At 69.7% G+C, this 15,964-nt stretch carries 15 protein-coding genes and 2 tRNA genes; 10 read left to right on the top strand and 7 right to left on the bottom strand.

Annotation, left to right across the window (positions count from 1 at the left end; all coding sequences use genetic code 11):
- Positions 1 to 161: 161 nt before the first annotated feature.
- The 4 genes from M1L60_RS15540 (at position 162) to M1L60_RS15525 (ending at position 2,985) form a co-directional block, all read left to right on the top strand.
- A complete protein-coding gene (locus tag M1L60_RS15540) occupies positions 162 to 1,010 on the top strand; it encodes an ABC transporter ATP-binding protein (RefSeq protein ID WP_253238190.1) in 849 nt (282 codons plus the stop codon).
- Positions 1,007 to 1,849: an ABC transporter permease gene (locus M1L60_RS15535; protein ID WP_253238124.1), complete on the top strand. Its 843-nt coding sequence runs from the start codon at positions 1,007 to 1,009 to the stop codon at positions 1,847 to 1,849. The genes M1L60_RS15540 and M1L60_RS15535 overlap by 4 nt, the downstream gene beginning before the upstream one ends.
- Positions 1,850 to 1,881: 32 nt before the next feature.
- Positions 1,882 to 2,109: a helix-turn-helix transcriptional regulator gene (locus M1L60_RS15530; protein ID WP_253238189.1), complete on the top strand. Its 228-nt coding sequence runs from the start codon at positions 1,882 to 1,884 to the stop codon at positions 2,107 to 2,109.
- Positions 2,110 to 2,193: 84 nt separating this feature from the next.
- Positions 2,194 to 2,985 carry a fumarylacetoacetate hydrolase family protein gene (locus tag M1L60_RS15525; protein ID WP_253238123.1) on the top strand — a complete coding sequence of 264 codons (792 nt, stop codon included), beginning with the start codon at positions 2,194 to 2,196 and terminating at the stop codon, positions 2,983 to 2,985.
- Here M1L60_RS15525 and M1L60_RS15520 read toward each other — a convergent pair.
- Positions 2,956 to 3,708, bottom strand: coding sequence for a TetR/AcrR family transcriptional regulator (locus M1L60_RS15520; RefSeq protein WP_253238122.1), 753 nt, complete (start codon positions 3,706 to 3,708; stop codon positions 2,956 to 2,958). The two genes, M1L60_RS15525 and M1L60_RS15520, sit on opposite strands and share 30 nt — an antisense overlap.
- Positions 3,709 to 3,754: 46 nt before the next feature.
- Here M1L60_RS15520 and M1L60_RS15515 point away from each other — a divergent pair, with 46 nt between their 5' ends.
- The 3 genes from M1L60_RS15515 (at position 3,755) to M1L60_RS15505 (ending at position 4,863) form a co-directional block, all read left to right on the top strand.
- Positions 3,755 to 4,558, top strand: coding sequence for an SDR family oxidoreductase (locus M1L60_RS15515; protein WP_253238121.1), 804 nt, complete (start codon positions 3,755 to 3,757; stop codon positions 4,556 to 4,558).
- Between the two features lie 68 nt (positions 4,559 to 4,626).
- Positions 4,627 to 4,698 (top strand) — tRNA-Gln (locus tag M1L60_RS15510).
- Positions 4,699 to 4,790: 92 nt separating this feature from the next.
- Positions 4,791 to 4,863: transfer RNA gene (locus M1L60_RS15505), tRNA-Glu, on the top strand.
- Between the two features lie 1,227 nt (positions 4,864 to 6,090).
- Here the strand turns inward: M1L60_RS15505 and M1L60_RS15500 are convergent.
- From M1L60_RS15500 to M1L60_RS15475, 6 genes are all read right to left on the bottom strand, one after another.
- The gene (locus tag M1L60_RS15500) at positions 6,091 to 6,768 is read right to left on the bottom strand and encodes an MBL fold metallo-hydrolase (protein ID WP_253238120.1); all 678 of its coding nucleotides are present in this window, start codon (positions 6,766 to 6,768) and stop codon (positions 6,091 to 6,093) included.
- Between the two features lie 96 nt (positions 6,769 to 6,864).
- Positions 6,865 to 7,605: an MBL fold metallo-hydrolase gene (locus M1L60_RS15495; RefSeq protein WP_253238119.1), complete on the bottom strand. Its 741-nt coding sequence runs from the start codon at positions 7,603 to 7,605 to the stop codon at positions 6,865 to 6,867.
- A complete protein-coding gene (locus M1L60_RS15490) occupies positions 7,602 to 8,390 on the bottom strand; it encodes an alpha/beta hydrolase (RefSeq protein WP_253238118.1) in 789 nt (262 codons plus the stop codon). The genes M1L60_RS15495 and M1L60_RS15490 overlap by 4 nt, the downstream gene beginning before the upstream one ends.
- Positions 8,387 to 9,364, bottom strand: a complete 978-nt coding sequence (locus tag M1L60_RS15485) for an alpha/beta fold hydrolase (protein WP_308208489.1) — start codon at positions 9,362 to 9,364, stop codon at positions 8,387 to 8,389. The genes M1L60_RS15490 and M1L60_RS15485 overlap by 4 nt, the downstream gene beginning before the upstream one ends.
- Positions 9,273 to 12,116: a helix-turn-helix transcriptional regulator gene (locus M1L60_RS15480; RefSeq protein ID WP_253238116.1), complete on the bottom strand. Its 2,844-nt coding sequence runs from the start codon at positions 12,114 to 12,116 to the stop codon at positions 9,273 to 9,275. Before M1L60_RS15480 ends, M1L60_RS15485 begins: the two co-directional genes overlap by 92 nt.
- Positions 12,117 to 12,311: 195 nt before the next feature.
- Positions 12,312 to 12,998, bottom strand: a complete 687-nt coding sequence (locus M1L60_RS15475; protein WP_023561932.1) for an IclR family transcriptional regulator — start codon at positions 12,996 to 12,998, stop codon at positions 12,312 to 12,314.
- Between the two features lie 49 nt (positions 12,999 to 13,047).
- On the opposite strand from M1L60_RS15475, the gene leuC reads away from it, so the two are divergent.
- From leuC to M1L60_RS15460, 3 genes are all read left to right on the top strand, one after another.
- Positions 13,048 to 14,505, top strand: coding sequence for a 3-isopropylmalate dehydratase large subunit (gene leuC, locus M1L60_RS15470; RefSeq protein ID WP_253238115.1), 1,458 nt, complete (start codon positions 13,048 to 13,050; stop codon positions 14,503 to 14,505).
- Between the two features lie 12 nt (positions 14,506 to 14,517).
- Positions 14,518 to 15,105 (top strand): 3-isopropylmalate dehydratase small subunit, encoded by a 588-nt coding sequence (gene leuD / locus M1L60_RS15465; protein ID WP_253238114.1) that lies wholly within the window; start codon positions 14,518 to 14,520, stop codon positions 15,103 to 15,105.
- Positions 15,106 to 15,321: 216 nt separating this feature from the next.
- Positions 15,322 to 15,964: HU family DNA-binding protein (locus tag M1L60_RS15460; protein ID WP_253238113.1), on the top strand; the 643-nt coding region annotated here is incomplete at its 3' end.

Genomic DNA, 15,964 nt, shown 5'->3' with positions numbered 1-15,964 from the left:
CGGCTGCGGCTGCGTGCCGAATACCTATTTAAGTATGTAGTACACCTGCTACATCGGTTGGTAACGTGCTCCACATGGGAGGAACGACTTTGGCGGGGGCGCTCGAGGCCGGCACGCAGGTGCCGCCCGGCGAGCGAGTCATCGATGTCCGCGACCTGCGGATGCGGTACGGGGCGAAGGACGTCCTGGCCGGTGTCAGTTTCGCCGCGCGCCGGGGCGAGGTGCTGGCGCTGCTCGGGCCCAACGGCGCGGGCAAGACGACCACGATCGAGATTCTCGAGGGCTTCCGCGTACGGTCCTCGGGCGAGGTGAGCGTGCTGGGCGCCGACCCGGCGGGCGCGGGCGAGCCGTGGCGGGCCCGGGTCGGCGTGGTGCTCCAGTCCTGGCGCGACCACGGCAAGTGGCGGGTGGCCGAACTGCTCGGCCACCTCGGCTCGTACTACCGGCGCTACTCCACCGAGGCCAAGCCCCGGCCGTGGCCCGTCGGCGACCTGCTCGACGTGGTCGGCCTGGCCGCCGCGGCCGGCACCCGGGTCAGCCGGCTTTCCGGTGGTCAGCGCCGCCGGCTCGACGTGGCGATCGGCATCGTCGGCCGGCCCGACCTGCTCTTTCTCGACGAGCCGACGGTCGGCTTCGACCCCGAGGCCCGCCGCGAGTTCCACGACCTGGTCCATCGGCTGACTGATGTGGACGACACCACCATCCTGCTCACCACCCACGACCTCGACGAGGCCGAGAAGCTGGCCGACCGCATCCTCATCCTGTCCGGCGGCCGGATCATCGCCGACGGCTCGGCCGACGAGTTGTCGCGGCGGGTGGCCGGCGAGAGCGAGATCCGCTGGACCCGCGACGGCCAGCGGTTCGTGCACTCGGCCGCCAACCCCACGCCGTTCGTCCGCGAACTGCTGCAGCAGCACGGTGACGACGTCACCGAGCTCGAGGTGCGGCGCAACAGCCTCGAAGACACGTACATGCGCCTGGTCCACGACTCCGAGGGGGCCCAGAAATGATCGAGACGCTCCGGGTGGGCATCGCTCGCGGCCTCATCGAGTTCCGCCACACCCTCACCAACGCCCAGGACCTCTGGGGCTACTTCTTCCCGTCGCTGGGGCTGCTCATCGCGCTCTTCTTCATCGAGGACAAGAAGCTGCCCGGCACGAACCTCACGCTGGGGGCCAGCACGTTGCCCAGCTCGATCGGCATGCTGGTGGCCTTCGGCGGCCTGATCACCATCGCGCAATATCTGATCGTCGACCGTGAGGACGGCACGCTGCTGCGGGCCAAGGCCACCCCGCACGGCATGGGCGGCTACCTGATCGGCAAGGTGGTCGGGGTGGGCGGCATGACGCTGGCCTCGATCCTGGTCGTTCTCGTGCCCGGCGCGTTCCTGGTCGACGGCCTGCTGTTCGACTCCGGGGGCCTGCTGACGCTGCTCTGGCTGCTTCCGCTCGCGCTCGTGGCCACCGTGCCCATCGGCGCCGCGATCGGCTCGTTCTTCGACAACCCGCGCAGCTTCGGCCTGGTCATGCTGCCGATCTTCGGGCTCGTGGCCATCTCCGGCATCTTCTATCCGATCACCGGCATGCCGGGCTGGCTGCAGGGTGTCGCGCAGGTCTTCCCGATCTACTGGCTCGGGCTGGGCATGCGGTCGGTGTTCCTGCCCGACGCGTTCGCCGGGGTCGAGCTGACCGACTCGTGGCGGCACTTCGAGACGTTCGGGGTGCTGGCCGTGTGGGCGGTGGCCGGGCTGGCGCTGGCGCCGGTGCTGCTGCGGCGGATGGCCCGGCGCGAATCGGGTTCGGTGGTGGCGGCGCGGCGGGAGCGGGCGATGAACAGTATGGTCCGCTAGTGAGCAGTGAGGTCACCTTCAACCGCATCGCGATGCTGCGCGCGGAACGGGGCATCTCCCGGCGGCAACTCGCCGACGCCCTCGGGGTGCACTACCAGACGGTGGGCTACCTGGAGCGCGGCGAGTTCAGCCCGAGCCTGCACCTCGCCCTGCGGCTGAGCCGGTACTTCGAGGTGCCGGTCGAGGTGATCTTCTCGCTCGACCCGTTCCCGCGGCTGGGCGCGCCCGCCTCTTCGCCCAACGGCGCCGGCTCGGCGTGAGTCTGGTGACGGCCCCGGCCGCTGGGCCGGCATCCGGCGTAGATTTCTGGCCGAGAACCGTAAGCCGTTCAGAGGGGACCAACCGTGCGATTCGCCCGTTTTGTTCATGCCGGAGGGGTGTCCTTCGGTGTCGTCGAGGGTGACGCGTCGGGCCTGACCGTCGCCGAGATCGGATCGCTGCCGTTCGAAGAGGTCCGGTTCACCGGTCAGCGCTGGGCGCTGGCCGACGTCCGCCTGCTCGCCCCGATCTTCTCCAGCAAGGTCATCGGGGTCGGCCGCAACTACGCCGACCACGCCGCCGAGCTCGGCAACGAGGTGCCCAAGGAGCCGCTGATCTTCATCAAGCCCTCCACCTCGGTGATCGGTCCCAACGACGCGATCCGCCTGCCCCCGCAGTCCCAGCAGGTCGAGGAAGAGGCCGAGCTGGCCGTCGTGATCGGCGCCACCGGCGCCCGCCGCGTCGACCGGGCGGGCGCCGAGAAGGCGATCTTCGGCTACACCATCGGCAACGACGTCACCGCCCGCGACCTGCAGCGCAGCGACCCGCAGTGGACCCGGGCCAAGGGCTTCGACTCGTTCTGCCCGATCGGCCCGTGGATCGTCACCGGCCTCGACGTCAGCGACCTCGAGATCCGCTGCGAGGTCGGGCGCAACCCCGACGCCATGGAGGTGCGCCAGATCGGCCGGACCAAGGACATGGTCTTCGACGTGCCCACCCTGGTTTCGTACGTGTCGCACGTCATGACGCTGCTGCCGGGCGACATCATCCTGACCGGCACGCCGGCCGGGGTCAGCGAGATCACGTCGGGCGACACGGTGTCGGTGAGCATCCAGGGCATCGGCGAGCTACGGAACCCGGTCGTCGCCCTCGACTGACTTCTCGATTCCTTGCAGCAACAGGCCCAGGCCGTACTCGTACGCGTCCTGGGCCTGTTCGTCGGCGCCCCGGTCGAAGGCGCCGCCGTTCCAGATCGCGGTCATCGTCGGGTGGGCCTCGACGTCGAACCAGCTCTCCCACAGCTCACCGCGCTGCAGCCACCATTCGTCGGTGCTGAGGCCGGTCGTACGGCGTAACAGCGCACTCTCCGCCTCGTGCCGGGCGGCCGAGGTGACCCAGGTCGCGATCGCCGTCGCCGCCGGGTTCAGCTGCCGCAGCGGCAGGCCGAGCGTGGCCACCGCGGCCAGCACGAACTCCTGCTCGGCGAGCATGCCCGGACCCAGCGGCGGCCGCGCCCGCGAGAGCTCGGCCAGCCACGGATGTGCCCGGTACATGGCGAAGGTGCGCTCGGCGTAGAGCCGCACCCGCTCCCGGAAAGTGCCCTCGCCGCGCAGGTCACGGGCCCAGAAGACCTCGTCGACCATGAGGTCGGCCAATTCGGGGCGCGAGGGGACGTACGTGTAGAGGCTCATGGTGGCCACCGAGAGCTCGGCCGCCACGCGTGCCATGGACGCCGCCTCGAGCCCCTCGGCGTCGGCGATGCGGATGGCCGTGGTGACCACGAGGTCGACGCTGAGCCGGGGTGGCCGTCCCACCGCTTTGCGGGCCTTTATCGAGCGGCGCCAGAGCAGCGGCAGGATCCGGGGGCTGAACTCTTCCATGATTCCGTATACCCTACGGGAACTAGTTTCCTTAGGGGGTACGGGAATGAAGATCTTGGTTACCGGGGCCACCGGCAACGTGGGGCGGATGGTCGTCGACGAATTGCTGGCCCGCGGCGCCACCGACGTGCGGGCGTTGACCGTCTCCATCGAGCGGGCCGGCCTGCCGCCCGAAGTCGAAGCGATGGAGGGTTTCGTCGGCCAGCCGGCCACGCTGCGCCCCGCCCTGACCGGTGTCGACGTGATATACCTCGCGCCGCACATCCCAACAGTCCACGAGGCCTGCGAACTGGCCGCCTCCGCCGGCGTCGGCCGCATCGTCGACCTGGCCGGCGCCAAAGGCGACCACTGGCAACAGATCGAAGACGGCGTCGAAGCCTCCGGAGTGCCCCACACCCACCTCGAACCCGGCGAATTCATGGCCAACGCCACCCTGTGGGCCGCCCAGATCCGCGCCGGCGACGAAGTACGCGACGGCTACGCCGACTCGGCCAACGCGGCCATCGCCCAGGAGGACATCGCCGCCGTCGCCGCCCACGTGATCCTGACCACCGGGCACGAAGGAAAGTCGTACGAGCTCACCGGCCCCGAAACCCTCACCCGCCGCCAAAAGATCGAAGCGATCGGGCGTGCGCTCGGCCGTGAACTGCGCTACACCGAACTGGCCCCCGAGGACGCTGTGGAACAGCTACGCCCCGTGATGGGTGAATACGCCCAGTGGTACCTCGAAGGCGCCGCCATGCTCGTCGAACACCCCCAGGCCGCCGTCCCCACGGTCGCCGACCTGCTGGGCCGACCAGCCACGACGTACGAACAGTGGGCCCGAACCCACGCCGACCTCTTCCGATGAGGTAACCCGATTTGGTTGCCCCCAGGGCGTCAGGTAAAGTTCTCTCTCGGCACGGGAAACCGGGCCAATGGGGTATGGGGTAATTGGCAGCCCGGCTGATTCTGGTTCAGCTAGTCTAGGTTCGAGTCCTGGTACCCCAGCGCTACCACTCCTGCCGGAGGGGCGGCGCTGGACTTCTGATAGAGTTCAGCCCGTCGCAAACGCGAGAGCGGAAGCACAAAAAGCAAGTCCTGGCCCCGTCGTCTAGCGGCCTAGGACGCCGCCCTCTCAAGGCGGTAGCGAGGGTTCGAATCCCTTCGGGGCTACATTCAGGGTGACCCTGTCTGCGGAAAGCGCAGACAGGGTCATTTCGCATTTCCCCTGGGGGCCGAGCCCCCAGACCCCACGTTACGGTGCCTGCGGTGGGTGGGTGGTGGGGCTGGAAGGCCCTTCGGGCACTGTGGTTCGCCTTCGGCATCGGGCGTGGGGTGGCGTGGGGTGGCGTGGCGTGGGGTGGGGTGGGGACTCTTGCCGCCATGCCATGACATCGTGGCTGCGACGTCAAGGTGTGCCGCTGTCGTCGCTATGTCTTTGCATCGAAGTCTTGTCGCGTTGGTCGACGGTCAGAGTTTGTTGCTGACTGGCCACGCTCGTCAGGACGTCATGTCGGGGCATCTGGATGTCCGGTTGAGTCGCATCCTGCAGGTGCTGTCGCGGCATCACCAGATATCGGTTCGTCTGATCAAGACTGGTCATCCCCTCGGTCCTGTTACGCCGGGGGGGCCGTCGAAACGACCACTACTTCCATGCCGCCGCCGACATCGATGCGGTTGACGGGCTGAGCGTCCGTGAGCACAGCACTGCAGAGCCTTTGATTTCTGTCGGCCGACTCCTCATGGGGCTTTCCGCCGCGCATCGAGCCCGCGTCGTTATGGGGCCGGCCATCTGGCATCAAACCCTCGGCTCGGTAGACCGGCGCGGGTTCCGTGACGAGCCGGATGCCAACGAGCGCCACGCGGACCATCTTCATGTCGGCGTCTGATTCGGGCCAGCAGCAGTTACCGACGTCGTCGGTGCACGCCGATGGTCGGGGGTGAATCTGGTCGCCTCTGACATCAACAACCGTCAGCTTCCTTGGCTCTCTCGGTCGGGCCCCGACATTTCTCTTGGAGCCGAGCCCTCAGGCTTTGTGTCACGGTGGCTGATCGGTGGGGTGCGGAAAGCCGTTCGGGCGGTGTGGTTCGCCTGCGGCATCGGTCGCGGAATGGGGAATCGTCACCGTCGCGCCGCCGTGACCGTCACCGCTATGCCATCGTGGCTGACACGGCACACCTGGTGTCGCTCCCCGAACCGAGGGCAGCGGGGTGCCACATGCATGCGGGCAATCAGGTCTTCGTCGGGCAGCGGCAACGCAGCGCGCGACCAGATTCGCGGCGGCCTCATCGAGTCGCTGCTCTGCTGACACCGCAGAGGTTCTCGCGGAGTCGCCCGACCGTTCGGGGCTGGGGGACGTGGGGGAGATCCATTTTCGGCAGGCGCACAACGAGACAAAGCTAGGCGGGGGTCCAGATGGCGTTGTCGTGGGCGAAGTAGATCTGTTTCGGGTCCAGGGCTAGCAGGCGGTTCAGCCATGCGGGCTGGGTGCCCACGGCTGCTTGGTGGCCCAGGACGTCGCTTGTGAAGAGGGTGGCGTTGTCGTGGCTCTGGCCAGCCACGATGATCGTGCCGTCGCGGCGGCGGACGGCCAGGGACTGGTGGCCGGCGGTGTGGCCGGGTGTAGGGATGATGAGGACGCCGGGGGCTATTTCAGCTTCGCCGTCCAGTTCCTCGATCTGGGCTCCGGGGTGATCGACCAGGGCGGGCAGCGTGTGGCTTTCCGCCGCGCGGGCCAGGGCCAGTTCGGGGCGCTGGGCATAGACGGGGCGGCCGGCCAGGTCCGGATTCCCTCCGCAATGATCGAAGTGCAGGTGGCAGTTCATGACCGCGGTGACTTCGGTGACGTCTGAGCCGGCGGCTTTGAGGGCGGCGGCCAAGGGGATCCGCGTGGGCTGGTACCAGGCGTCGACCTCGGGGTTGCCGCCCATGCCGGTGTCGACCAGGATCACGCCGGCCGTGGGGTGGGTGACCACGTAGCCCAGCGTGGGCTCGACCCGGGGGTGGCCGGTGCCGGTCTCTTCGGCTGGGCGCACGAAGTAGCCGTAGTTGACCCGGCGGACGGAGATGTCGTTCACGTCCATCAAGCTATCGCCACCGACCGACAGTTTTTTCTCCTGAGAACGAAACGTGCCGGCGGTCGGACTGACCGCCGACACGTGGGAGCCGGCCGATCACACCTCCGTTGCGAGGCCGGGTTTCAGCCAGATCAGGCGGCCCGGTGGGAAGGCGGCCTCGATCTCGTTGCGGCCCTCGTGGAAGTGTGACCAGCCCTCGTAGTGCACGGGGACGACGGCCCGAGGCTTGACCCGGTCGACCAGAGCAACGGCGTCGCGGCCGGTCATCGTGAAGCGTGCCGGGCCGGTCAGGCCGAACTGGACCTTGCCCAGGTGCAGGATCGCGGTGTCGACGGTGAAGCGGTCGGCCACCTCGAGCATCCCGGGGAAGACGACGGTGTCGCCCGAGATCCAGACCACCGACGGCGAGCCGGGTGGGCGCAGGGCGAAACCCGTTGTCGGGCCGACGATCGGGACGCTCCAGGCGGGGCCGTGACGGGACGGGGTGGCCGTGATCTCGAGGTCGCCGATCGTCGTGGTCTGCCACGGGGCCAGTCCGGTGGCTCCGAGCCGGCGGCCGCCCGCGACCGTCGTCACCACTACAGGAACTGATGGCAGCAGGGCGCGGCCGGCGTCGTCCATATTGTCGGCGTGCTGGTCGTGGGTGAGCAGCACACCGTCGATCCGGCCCAGCGAATCAGCAGACAGAGCCGGGCCCGCCGTCTTGCGTGACGACGTGCCCCAGCCGAACGAGTAGCGCCGGCCGGGGGCGTCGAAGGTCGGATCGACGAGCAGCCGTACGCCGCCCAGCTCGAGCAGCGTCGTCGGGCCGCCGATGTGCGTGATTGTGAGCGTCATTTGCCGTGGGCCAGGGCCCATTCGAGGACGTCGTCGGCGATCTGCTCCCAGCCCTTCTGGGCCGGCAGCAGGTGGGCGTAGCCCTCGTACTCGCGCCGCTCGGTGATGGTGTTGGACTTGTAGTGCTTGGCGTTCGACTCCTGGATGGCCGGCGGCATGATGTGGTCCTCCGAGCCCGAGACGAACAGCAGCGGCGCCCGGTTGTCGTTGTGGTAGTCGACCCACGTGTCCTGGTGGCCGGGTTGGAAGTTGGCCAGCACGCCGCCCCACAGGATGCCACCGCTGGCCGGGATCGCGTAGCGCTCGTACAGCGACCGCGCCTCGTCGTCGGTGAACGTGTTGGTGAAGGCGTACTTCCATTCCTCGAAGGTCAGCGGGATCGCCTTGTGCCGGTTGGCCGGGCTCTTGAGCACGGGGAAGGTCGACTTCAGCTGGGACAGCGGCACCACCCGCACACCCTCGGTCGGGGCCGAGTTCATGGCCACGCCGGCCGAGCCGAACCCGTGGTCGAGCAGGATCTGGGTGAACGCGCCGCCGGCCGAGTGCCCGATGATGACGGGCGGCTCCGGCAGGGCGCGGATGGCTTCCTCGAAGTGGGAGATGATCTGCGGCACGGTCACGTTCACGACCGGCGTCGGGTCGGCGTTGAGCGCCTCGACCTCGACCTCGAAACCGGGGTAGGCGGGCGCGATGACCTGGTGACCCTTGGCCTCGTAGTGCGCCTTCCAGTGCTCCCAGCTGCGCGGGGTCACCCAGAAACCGTGGACCAGAACGATGGGCTTCATGCGTCGAACTCCTTCAGAAAGGCCAGCAGATCGGCTGCGAGTTGTTCTCGGTGGGTGTCGGTGATGCCGTGCGGCGCACCGGGATAGACGGTCAGGCGGGCGTACTTGAGGCGGGCGGCCGAAGCCTGGCCGCCGACGGCGAACGGCACCACCTGGTCGTCGTCGCCGTGGATGATCAGGGCGGGCACGTCGATCGCGTCGAGGTCGGCGCGGAAGTCGGTGCCGCTGAAGGCGGCGATGCACTCGTAGGCGTTGCGGTGCCCGGCCTGCAGCCCTTGCCGCCAGAAGGCGTGCCGGATGCCGGACGACACGTCGGCGCCGGGCCGGTTGTGGCCGAAGAACGGGCCGTCGGCCAGATCCCGGTACTGCTGCGAGCGGTCGGCCAGCGAACCCGCGCGCAGGCTGTCGAAGATCTCGCCGGGCAGCCCGCCCGGGTTGTCGGGCGTCCGCAGCATGAACGGCGGCACCGCGGACACCAGCACCACCTGGGCGATCCGGGCTGTGCCGTGCCGCCCGACATAGCGCGCCACTTCGCCGCCGCCGGTCGAGAAACCGATCAGCGTGACCCGCCACAGATCGAGCGCGTCGATGATCGTGGCCAGATCATCGGCGTACGTGTCCATCTCGTTGCCGGCCCACGTCTGGGTCGACCGGCCGTGCCCGCGGCGGTCGTGCGCGATGGCCCGATAGCCGTGATCGGCCAGGAAGAGCTGTTGCGCCTCCCAGCTGTCCGCGTTGAGCGGCCAGCCATGGCTGAGCACGACCGGACGGCCCGCGCCCCAGTCCTTGTAGAAGATCTCCGCCCCGTCGGCGGTTCTCACGAAGGCCATGCGCCGATCGTTGTGGGAGCGCGTCCATGAGCGCATCCCGTGCGACGCGTAGTCAATCGTGCAAATTCTCGCGGAGCTGCCGGCGCGAGCGGACGCCGAGCTTCCGGTACACCTTGCGCAGGTGGTAATCCACGGTGCTGGCACTCAGATACAGATGGGCCGCGATCTCGGCGTTGGTCCCTCCGGCCCGGGCCAGCCGGGCCACGGCGGCCTCCTGCGGGGTCAGGGCCGTGTCGTTTTCTTGTACGGAATTCTGGACGCGACCGCCGAGGGCGGCGAGCTCACTACGCACCCTCCCGGCGAACGCCTCGGCCCGCTCCGACTCGAACAGCCGCAAGGCCGCCGACAGTTGCTCCCGCGCATCCCCACGCCGCCGCCGGCGTCGCAGCCATTCGCCGTACAGCAAATGGGCCCGCGCCCGATCGCCCACCGCGAGGGTCCCCGACATCAGCTCGATCGCCTCCCGATAATGCGGTTCGGCCGACTCCCCGGCCGCCAGCAACGCCCGGGATCGCGCCAGCAGACCCCGCGCCCACGGCGTCCCGCTCGCCCGCACGGCGACGGCCAGATCGCCGTAGGCCAGCTTGGCGATCCGGCGGTCACCGGCCCGCAGCGCACATTCGACGAGGTCGGGCAGGACCCGGGAGTACAGGCCGGGCGTCCCGAGTTCGACCAGCTTGCTGAGCTGGGCCAGACCGGCCGCGTAGTCACCGCGGCCGACCGCGATCAGCGCGAGGCTCTGCCGCATGATCGAGACCATCGCGCCGAAGCCGAGCGCCTCGGCCGCCGGCAGGATCCCTTGCAGCGCCTCGGGGACGCCGTCGCCGGCCCGCCAGGCCAGCAGCAGCGGGTGCCGCCAGATCTGCTCCTGGTCCTGGGTGGCGCCGATGGACTCCCGGATGCGGCGGCCGGTCGCGTCGTAGCGGTCGGCCTCGGTGAGCCGGCCGAACGACGTCTCGGTCATCGCGGCCAGGAACACGACCAGGTCGAGCATCTGCAGCCCGCCGGTGGCCCGCGCGTGGGCCTCGGCCCGCCGCAGGATCGCCCGGCGGGTGCGGTCGTCCCAGATGAGCGTGCAGAACGTGACACCGAGAACGACGTGCCGCAGCACCTCGGCATCGGGCGCGCGGCCTATCGCCTCGACGGCCCGGCGCAGATGCGGACCGGATTCGGGGTAGCCGCCGTCGAAGAAGCTCGCGTACGCGGCCAGCAGCAGATCCGCCGGCGCGGGGGCCGGACCGTCAGAGCCGGGCTGACCGCCCCACCCCGTTTCCGGGTGGGCGTGCGGGCTCGGACCGGGGCGCTCGTCCGGCGATGGCGTCGGGTGCGGATCATCGGGTGTCGGCCCGGGCGGGCCCGGTCGCGAGAAGTGGCCGAATCCGGCGCGGGCGGCCACGGCGATCTCGCGTTGGGTCGTGCCGTGCAACGCCGACTCGACCGAGATCGAGTGTTCCGCCGCCTGGAGCACTGCTGCCCGGGCCCGGTGCGGCGCCTCCGCTGCGAACGACGAGGCGGCGGCCAGGCACATGGCCGAGGCGCGGCGGGTCGCCTCGGGATCGCCGGTGCTGACGGCGGCGACGGCCCGGATCAGCAATGCCTCGCCGCGGCCGATCGGGCCCAGCGCCGTGTCGTCGGCCGTGTCGAGCAGGGCCAGCGTCCGCACCGGCGAACCGGCTTGCAGGGCGGCGCCGGCCGCGGCCAGCAGCCATCCGGCGCGGGCGTCGGGCGAGCCGGTCAGCTCGGCCGCTCGCACCAGGAACGTGGCGCGGGCGGCGTGCCCGCCGCGGGCGCCGGCCCGGTCGGCCACGCGGGCCAGTTCGGCCGCCGTCTCGTCGTCCGGCCCCATGGCCGCGGTCGCGCGGTGCCAGGCCCGCTGATCGGCGTCCTGCGGGTCGGTGGTCACGCCGGCCAGGGCGAGGTGGGCCCGGCGGCGGTCGGCCGCGGAGGCGCCGTTGTAGACGGCCGAGCGCACCAGCGGATGCCGGAACGATACGTCTCGTCTCACGGAGACGAGACGTATCGTCTCGGCCGGGGCGGCGTCGTCGGGCGAGATCCCCAGGGCGGCGGCCGCGGCGGCCAGCCGGGCCGGATCGCCGCCCGGGTCGGCCGCGGCCAGCAGCAGCCAGATGCGGGTGGCCGCCGGAAGGCCGTTGATGCGGGCCAGATACATCGCTTCCAGACGGCTGCCGATCGGCATCGGGTCGGGCAGCGGGATGCCGCCGGTGAGTTCACCGGTGCTGAGTTCCCGGCCGAGATCGGTCAGCGCCAGCGGATTACCGCCGGTGGCCGCGACGATCGAGCCCGCCACCAACCGGTCGAGCGGCCCGCCGACCACCTCGCCGAGCAGAGCCACCCCGGCCTCGCGACCCAGTCCCGTCAGGTCCAGGGCGGGGATGCCGGTCAGCTCGGGATGATCGGCGCCGCGCAGCCCGAACAGCAGCACCACGCCCTCGGCGTGCAGACGCCGGGCCACAAAAGCCAGAGATCGCAACGATTCCTGGTCGAGCCATTGCACGTCGTCGACCACGCACGTCCGGGGCGCGCCGGCGAGCAGGGTGAGGGCGGCCAGGCTGACCAGATAGAGATCGGGCGGGGCGCCGTCGGCCAGGCCGCACGCGACCTCCAGGGCCACCCGCTGGCCGGCCGGGAGCTGATCGCGTTGCGGCAGCAGCGGAATCAGCAACCGGTGCAGGGCGGCGAACGGGAACGTCGCTTCGGACTCGATGCCACTGAGGCACAGGGCGTCCGGTGTGGCTTCGACCGCGTACGTCAGAAGGGCCGTCTTCCCGACGCCGGCCTCACCCCGCAGGACCAGGCTCGCGCTGCGCCCCCGTCGCGCCCCGGTCAGCAGGGCGTCGATCGTGGCGCACTCGCTCTCCCGCCCGAACAGCCGCACGCCGCGACCCTATCGGCGCCGGAACGCCCGGTCATCAGGCCGGATCGCGGCGTGCAGGCAGGGCCGATTCACGTGCACACAGGGCCGTTCAGTGTGCACGAAGAGCCGATGACTGTGCACAAAAGGCGCCGGGCGCAAGGCAGCACGAAGGACCGGGTCGTCGTCGAATGTCGTACGCGGAAGGGAAGATCGGCCTCAGAGGCCGGAGAGGCGTTGCCCCGCGCGCACCACGGCCATCGCGTGCCGTTCGCCCGGGCGGCGGCCGAGACGCTCTATCGGACCGCTTATCGAGATCGAGGCGATCACCCGGCCCGTCCGGTCGCGGATCGGCGCCGAGACACTGGCCACACCGGGCTCGCGCTCGGCCACGCTCTGGGCCCAGCCCCGGCGGCGCACCTCGGCCAGCGTGCGCCCGGTGAACTTGCAGCGCGGCAGCAGCGGCATGACGGCCTCGGGCGGTTCCCAGGCGAGCAGGATCTGGGCCGCTGAACCGGCCACCATCGGCAGCACCGAGCCGACCGGAACCGTGTCGCGCAGCCCGCTCGCGCGCTCGGCCGCGGCCACACAGATGCGCTCGTCGGCCCGGCGCAAGTACAGCTGGGCGCTTTCCCCGGTCGCGTCCCGCAATGCGGAAAGGAGGGGCTCGGCCGCGGTCAGCAGCACGTCCGGCGCGGCGTTGGCCAGCTCGCCCAGGCGGGGCCCGGGGCGCCAGCGGCCCTGGGTGTCCCGCACCAGCATCCGGTGGATCTCCAAGGCCTGGGCCAGGCGATGTGCGGTCGCCCGGGGAAGCTTCGTACGGTCGACGAGTTCGGCCAGGCTGGCGCCGTCGACACAGGCCGCCAAGATGACGACCGCCTTGTCGAGAACGCCGACACCGCTCATACTGTGTCCCACAAGCCGAAACATACCTCCCAGAATTTAGGATGTCCAGATGGTGGGAGTCACTCCGAGGACCCTGGCCGAAAAGGTCTGGGACGACCACGTCGTGCGTGCTGCCGAGGGTGAGCCTGATCTGCTCTACATCGACCTGCACCTGTTGCACGAGGTGACCAGCCCGCAGGCCTTCGACGGCCTGCGCCTGGCCGGCCGCCCGGTTCGACGCACCGATCTCACGCTCGCGACCGAGGATCACAACACGCCGACCGGTTACGCCGACCCGGCCTTCAACACCAAGCGCGGCGAGCTCTTCACGATCGCCGACACGACCTCGCGGACGCAGATCGAGACCCTGCGGAAGAACTGCGCGGAGTTCGGTGTCCAGATCCGCCCGCTGGGCGACGTCAACCAGGGCATCGTGCACGTCATCGGCCCGCAGTTGGGCCTCACCCAGCCCGGCATGACGATCGTCTGCGGCGACTCGCACACCGCGACCCACGGCGCGTTCGGCGCGCTGGCCTTCGGCATCGGCACCAGCGAGGTCGAGCACGTGCTGGCCACCCAGACGCTGCCGCAGTCCACGCCGAAGACGATGGCGGTCACCGTGGTCGGCGATTTGAACCCGGGCGTGAGCGCCAAGGACCTGATCCTGGCCCTCATCACGCAGACCGGCACCGGCGGCGGCAACGGCCACATCGTCGAGTACCGGGGCGAGGCCATCCGCAAGCTCTCCATGGAGGGCCGGATGACCATCTGCAACATGAGCATCGAGTGGGGCGCCAAGGCCGGCATGATCGCGCCCGACGAGACCACGTTCGCCTACCTCGAGGGCCGCGAGCACGCGCCCAAGGGAGCCGACTGGGACGCCGCCGTGGCGTACTGGAAGACGCTCGTGACCGACGAGGGCGCCGAGTACGACACCGAGATCATCCTCGACGCCGCCTCGATCAGCCCGTTCATCACCTGGGGCACCAACCCGGGCCAGGGCGCGCCGCTCGACAGCGTGGTGCCCGACCCCGAGGAGTTCATCGAGGAGACAGACCGCAGCGCGGCCCGGCGCGCGCTCGACTACATGGCCCTCGAGCCCGGCACCCCGTTCAAAGAGGTTCCGGTCGACGTGGTCTTCGTCGGCTCCTGCACCAACGGGCGCCTGGAGGACCTGCGGGCCGCGGCCGACGTCCTGCGCGGCCACAAGGTGCACGACGACGTCCGCATGATGATCGTGCCGGGGTCGTACAAGGTGCGCGAGGCGGCCGAGGCCGAGGGGCTCGACAAGGTCTTCACCGAGGCCGGCGCCGAGTGGCGTTTCGCGGGCTGTTCCATGTGTCTGGGCATGAACCCCGACACTCTCAGCCCTGGTCAGCGCGCTGCCTCGACCTCCAACCGCAACTTCGAGGGCCGGCAGGGCAAGGGCGGGCGTACACACCTGGTCTCGCCTCAGGTGGCCGCCGCCACCGCCGTCGTGGGCCGTCTCGCCGCCCCGGCCGACCTGGCTGAGTCAGCTAGAGCTTGAGAGGGACCAAAGATGGACAAGTTCGTTACCCACAGCGGCAAAGTGATGCCGTTGCGCCGATCCGATGTGGACACTGATCAGATCATTCCGGCCGTCTATCTGAAGCGGGTCACCCGCACCGGATTCGAGGACGGTCTGTTCAGCGCCTGGCGCGAAGATCCCGGATTCGTGCTCCACAACCCGGCTCACGCGGGCTCCACAATCCTGGTCGCCGGCCCCAATTTCGGCACCGGATCGTCGCGTCAGCACGCCGTCTGGGCACTGCGCGACTGGGGCTTCAAGGTGGTCATCGCGGCCCGCTTCGGGGATATCTTCCGGGGCAACGCCCTCAAGGAAGGGCTACTGCCGGTCCAGCTCGACCAGAAGGCCGTCGAGGCGCTCTGGGATCTGGCCGAAAGCGAGCCCGAAAAGCAGATCACGGTGGACCTCGAGGGCCGCCGAGTGGTCGCCGACGACGCCTCCTGGTCGTTCCCGATCGACGATTTCAGCCGCTGGCGCCTGATGGAGGGCCTCGACGACATCGGACTGACGCTGCGGCACGAGGAATCCATCACCGCGTACGAAAAATCACGTCCCGCGTTCAAGCCGGTGGTCGCCTGAGGCAAAAACCCTAGTCAGAACACGCTTTTTCGCCCCCACCGCATCCCCGGTGGGGGCGAATTCGTTGCAACACAAGGGGTTTTTTGACACGAATGTTTGTGTCCGCTGGTCAGAGGGCATACGGTGCGCGCAGAATGGCTCGCATTGGGCCAATGAGGCTCGGAACGACGGAGAAGACCCCTACGAGCCTCAGTTCTCACGTTCGGGAGGAAAATCGTGAACAAGGCCGAGCTCATCGAGGCGCTCGCAGCCCGACTGGGTGACCGCAAGACGGCTACTGCCGCTCTTGAAGCAGTCATCAGCGAGGTGGAGAACGCAGTCACCAAGGGCGACCGAGTGGCCATCACCGGCTTCGGCGTCTTCGAGAAGCGGGCACGCAATGCGCGGACGGCTCGTAATCCGCGCACCGGCGAGCCGGTGAAAGTGAAGAAAACGTCTGTGCCGGCCTTCAAGCCCGGCACGGCCTTCCGCGAGATGGTGGCCAGCGGCAAGGTCGCCAAGGCCGCCGCCCCGGCCAAGAAGGCCACGGCCACCAAGACGGCTGCGGCCACCAAGGCCACGGCCGCCAAGGCCACCACGGCCGCGAAGGCGACGACCGCTCGGAAGACGGCCGCGACCAAGGCTGCTCCGGCCAAGAGCACTGCCACCAAGGCCACCGCCACCAAGGCCGCTCCGGCGACCAAGACGGCGGCGGCCAAGAAGACGGCCGCGACCAAGGCTGCTCCGGCCAAGACCACTGCCACCAAGGCGACGGCGGCCAAGAAGACCGCTGCCACCAAGAGCACCGCCACCAAGGCCGCTCCGGCGACCAAGACGGCGGCGGCCAAGAAGACGGCCGCGACCAAGGCTGCTCCGGCCA

Origin of the sequence: Paractinoplanes aksuensis (assembly GCF_024137025.1) — a bacterium.
Lineage (GTDB): Bacteria > Actinomycetota > Actinomycetes > Mycobacteriales > Micromonosporaceae > Actinoplanes > Actinoplanes aksuensis.
Note: the sequence above shows the minus strand (reverse complement) of the source record. Positions and strands in the feature narration are given on the sequence as shown.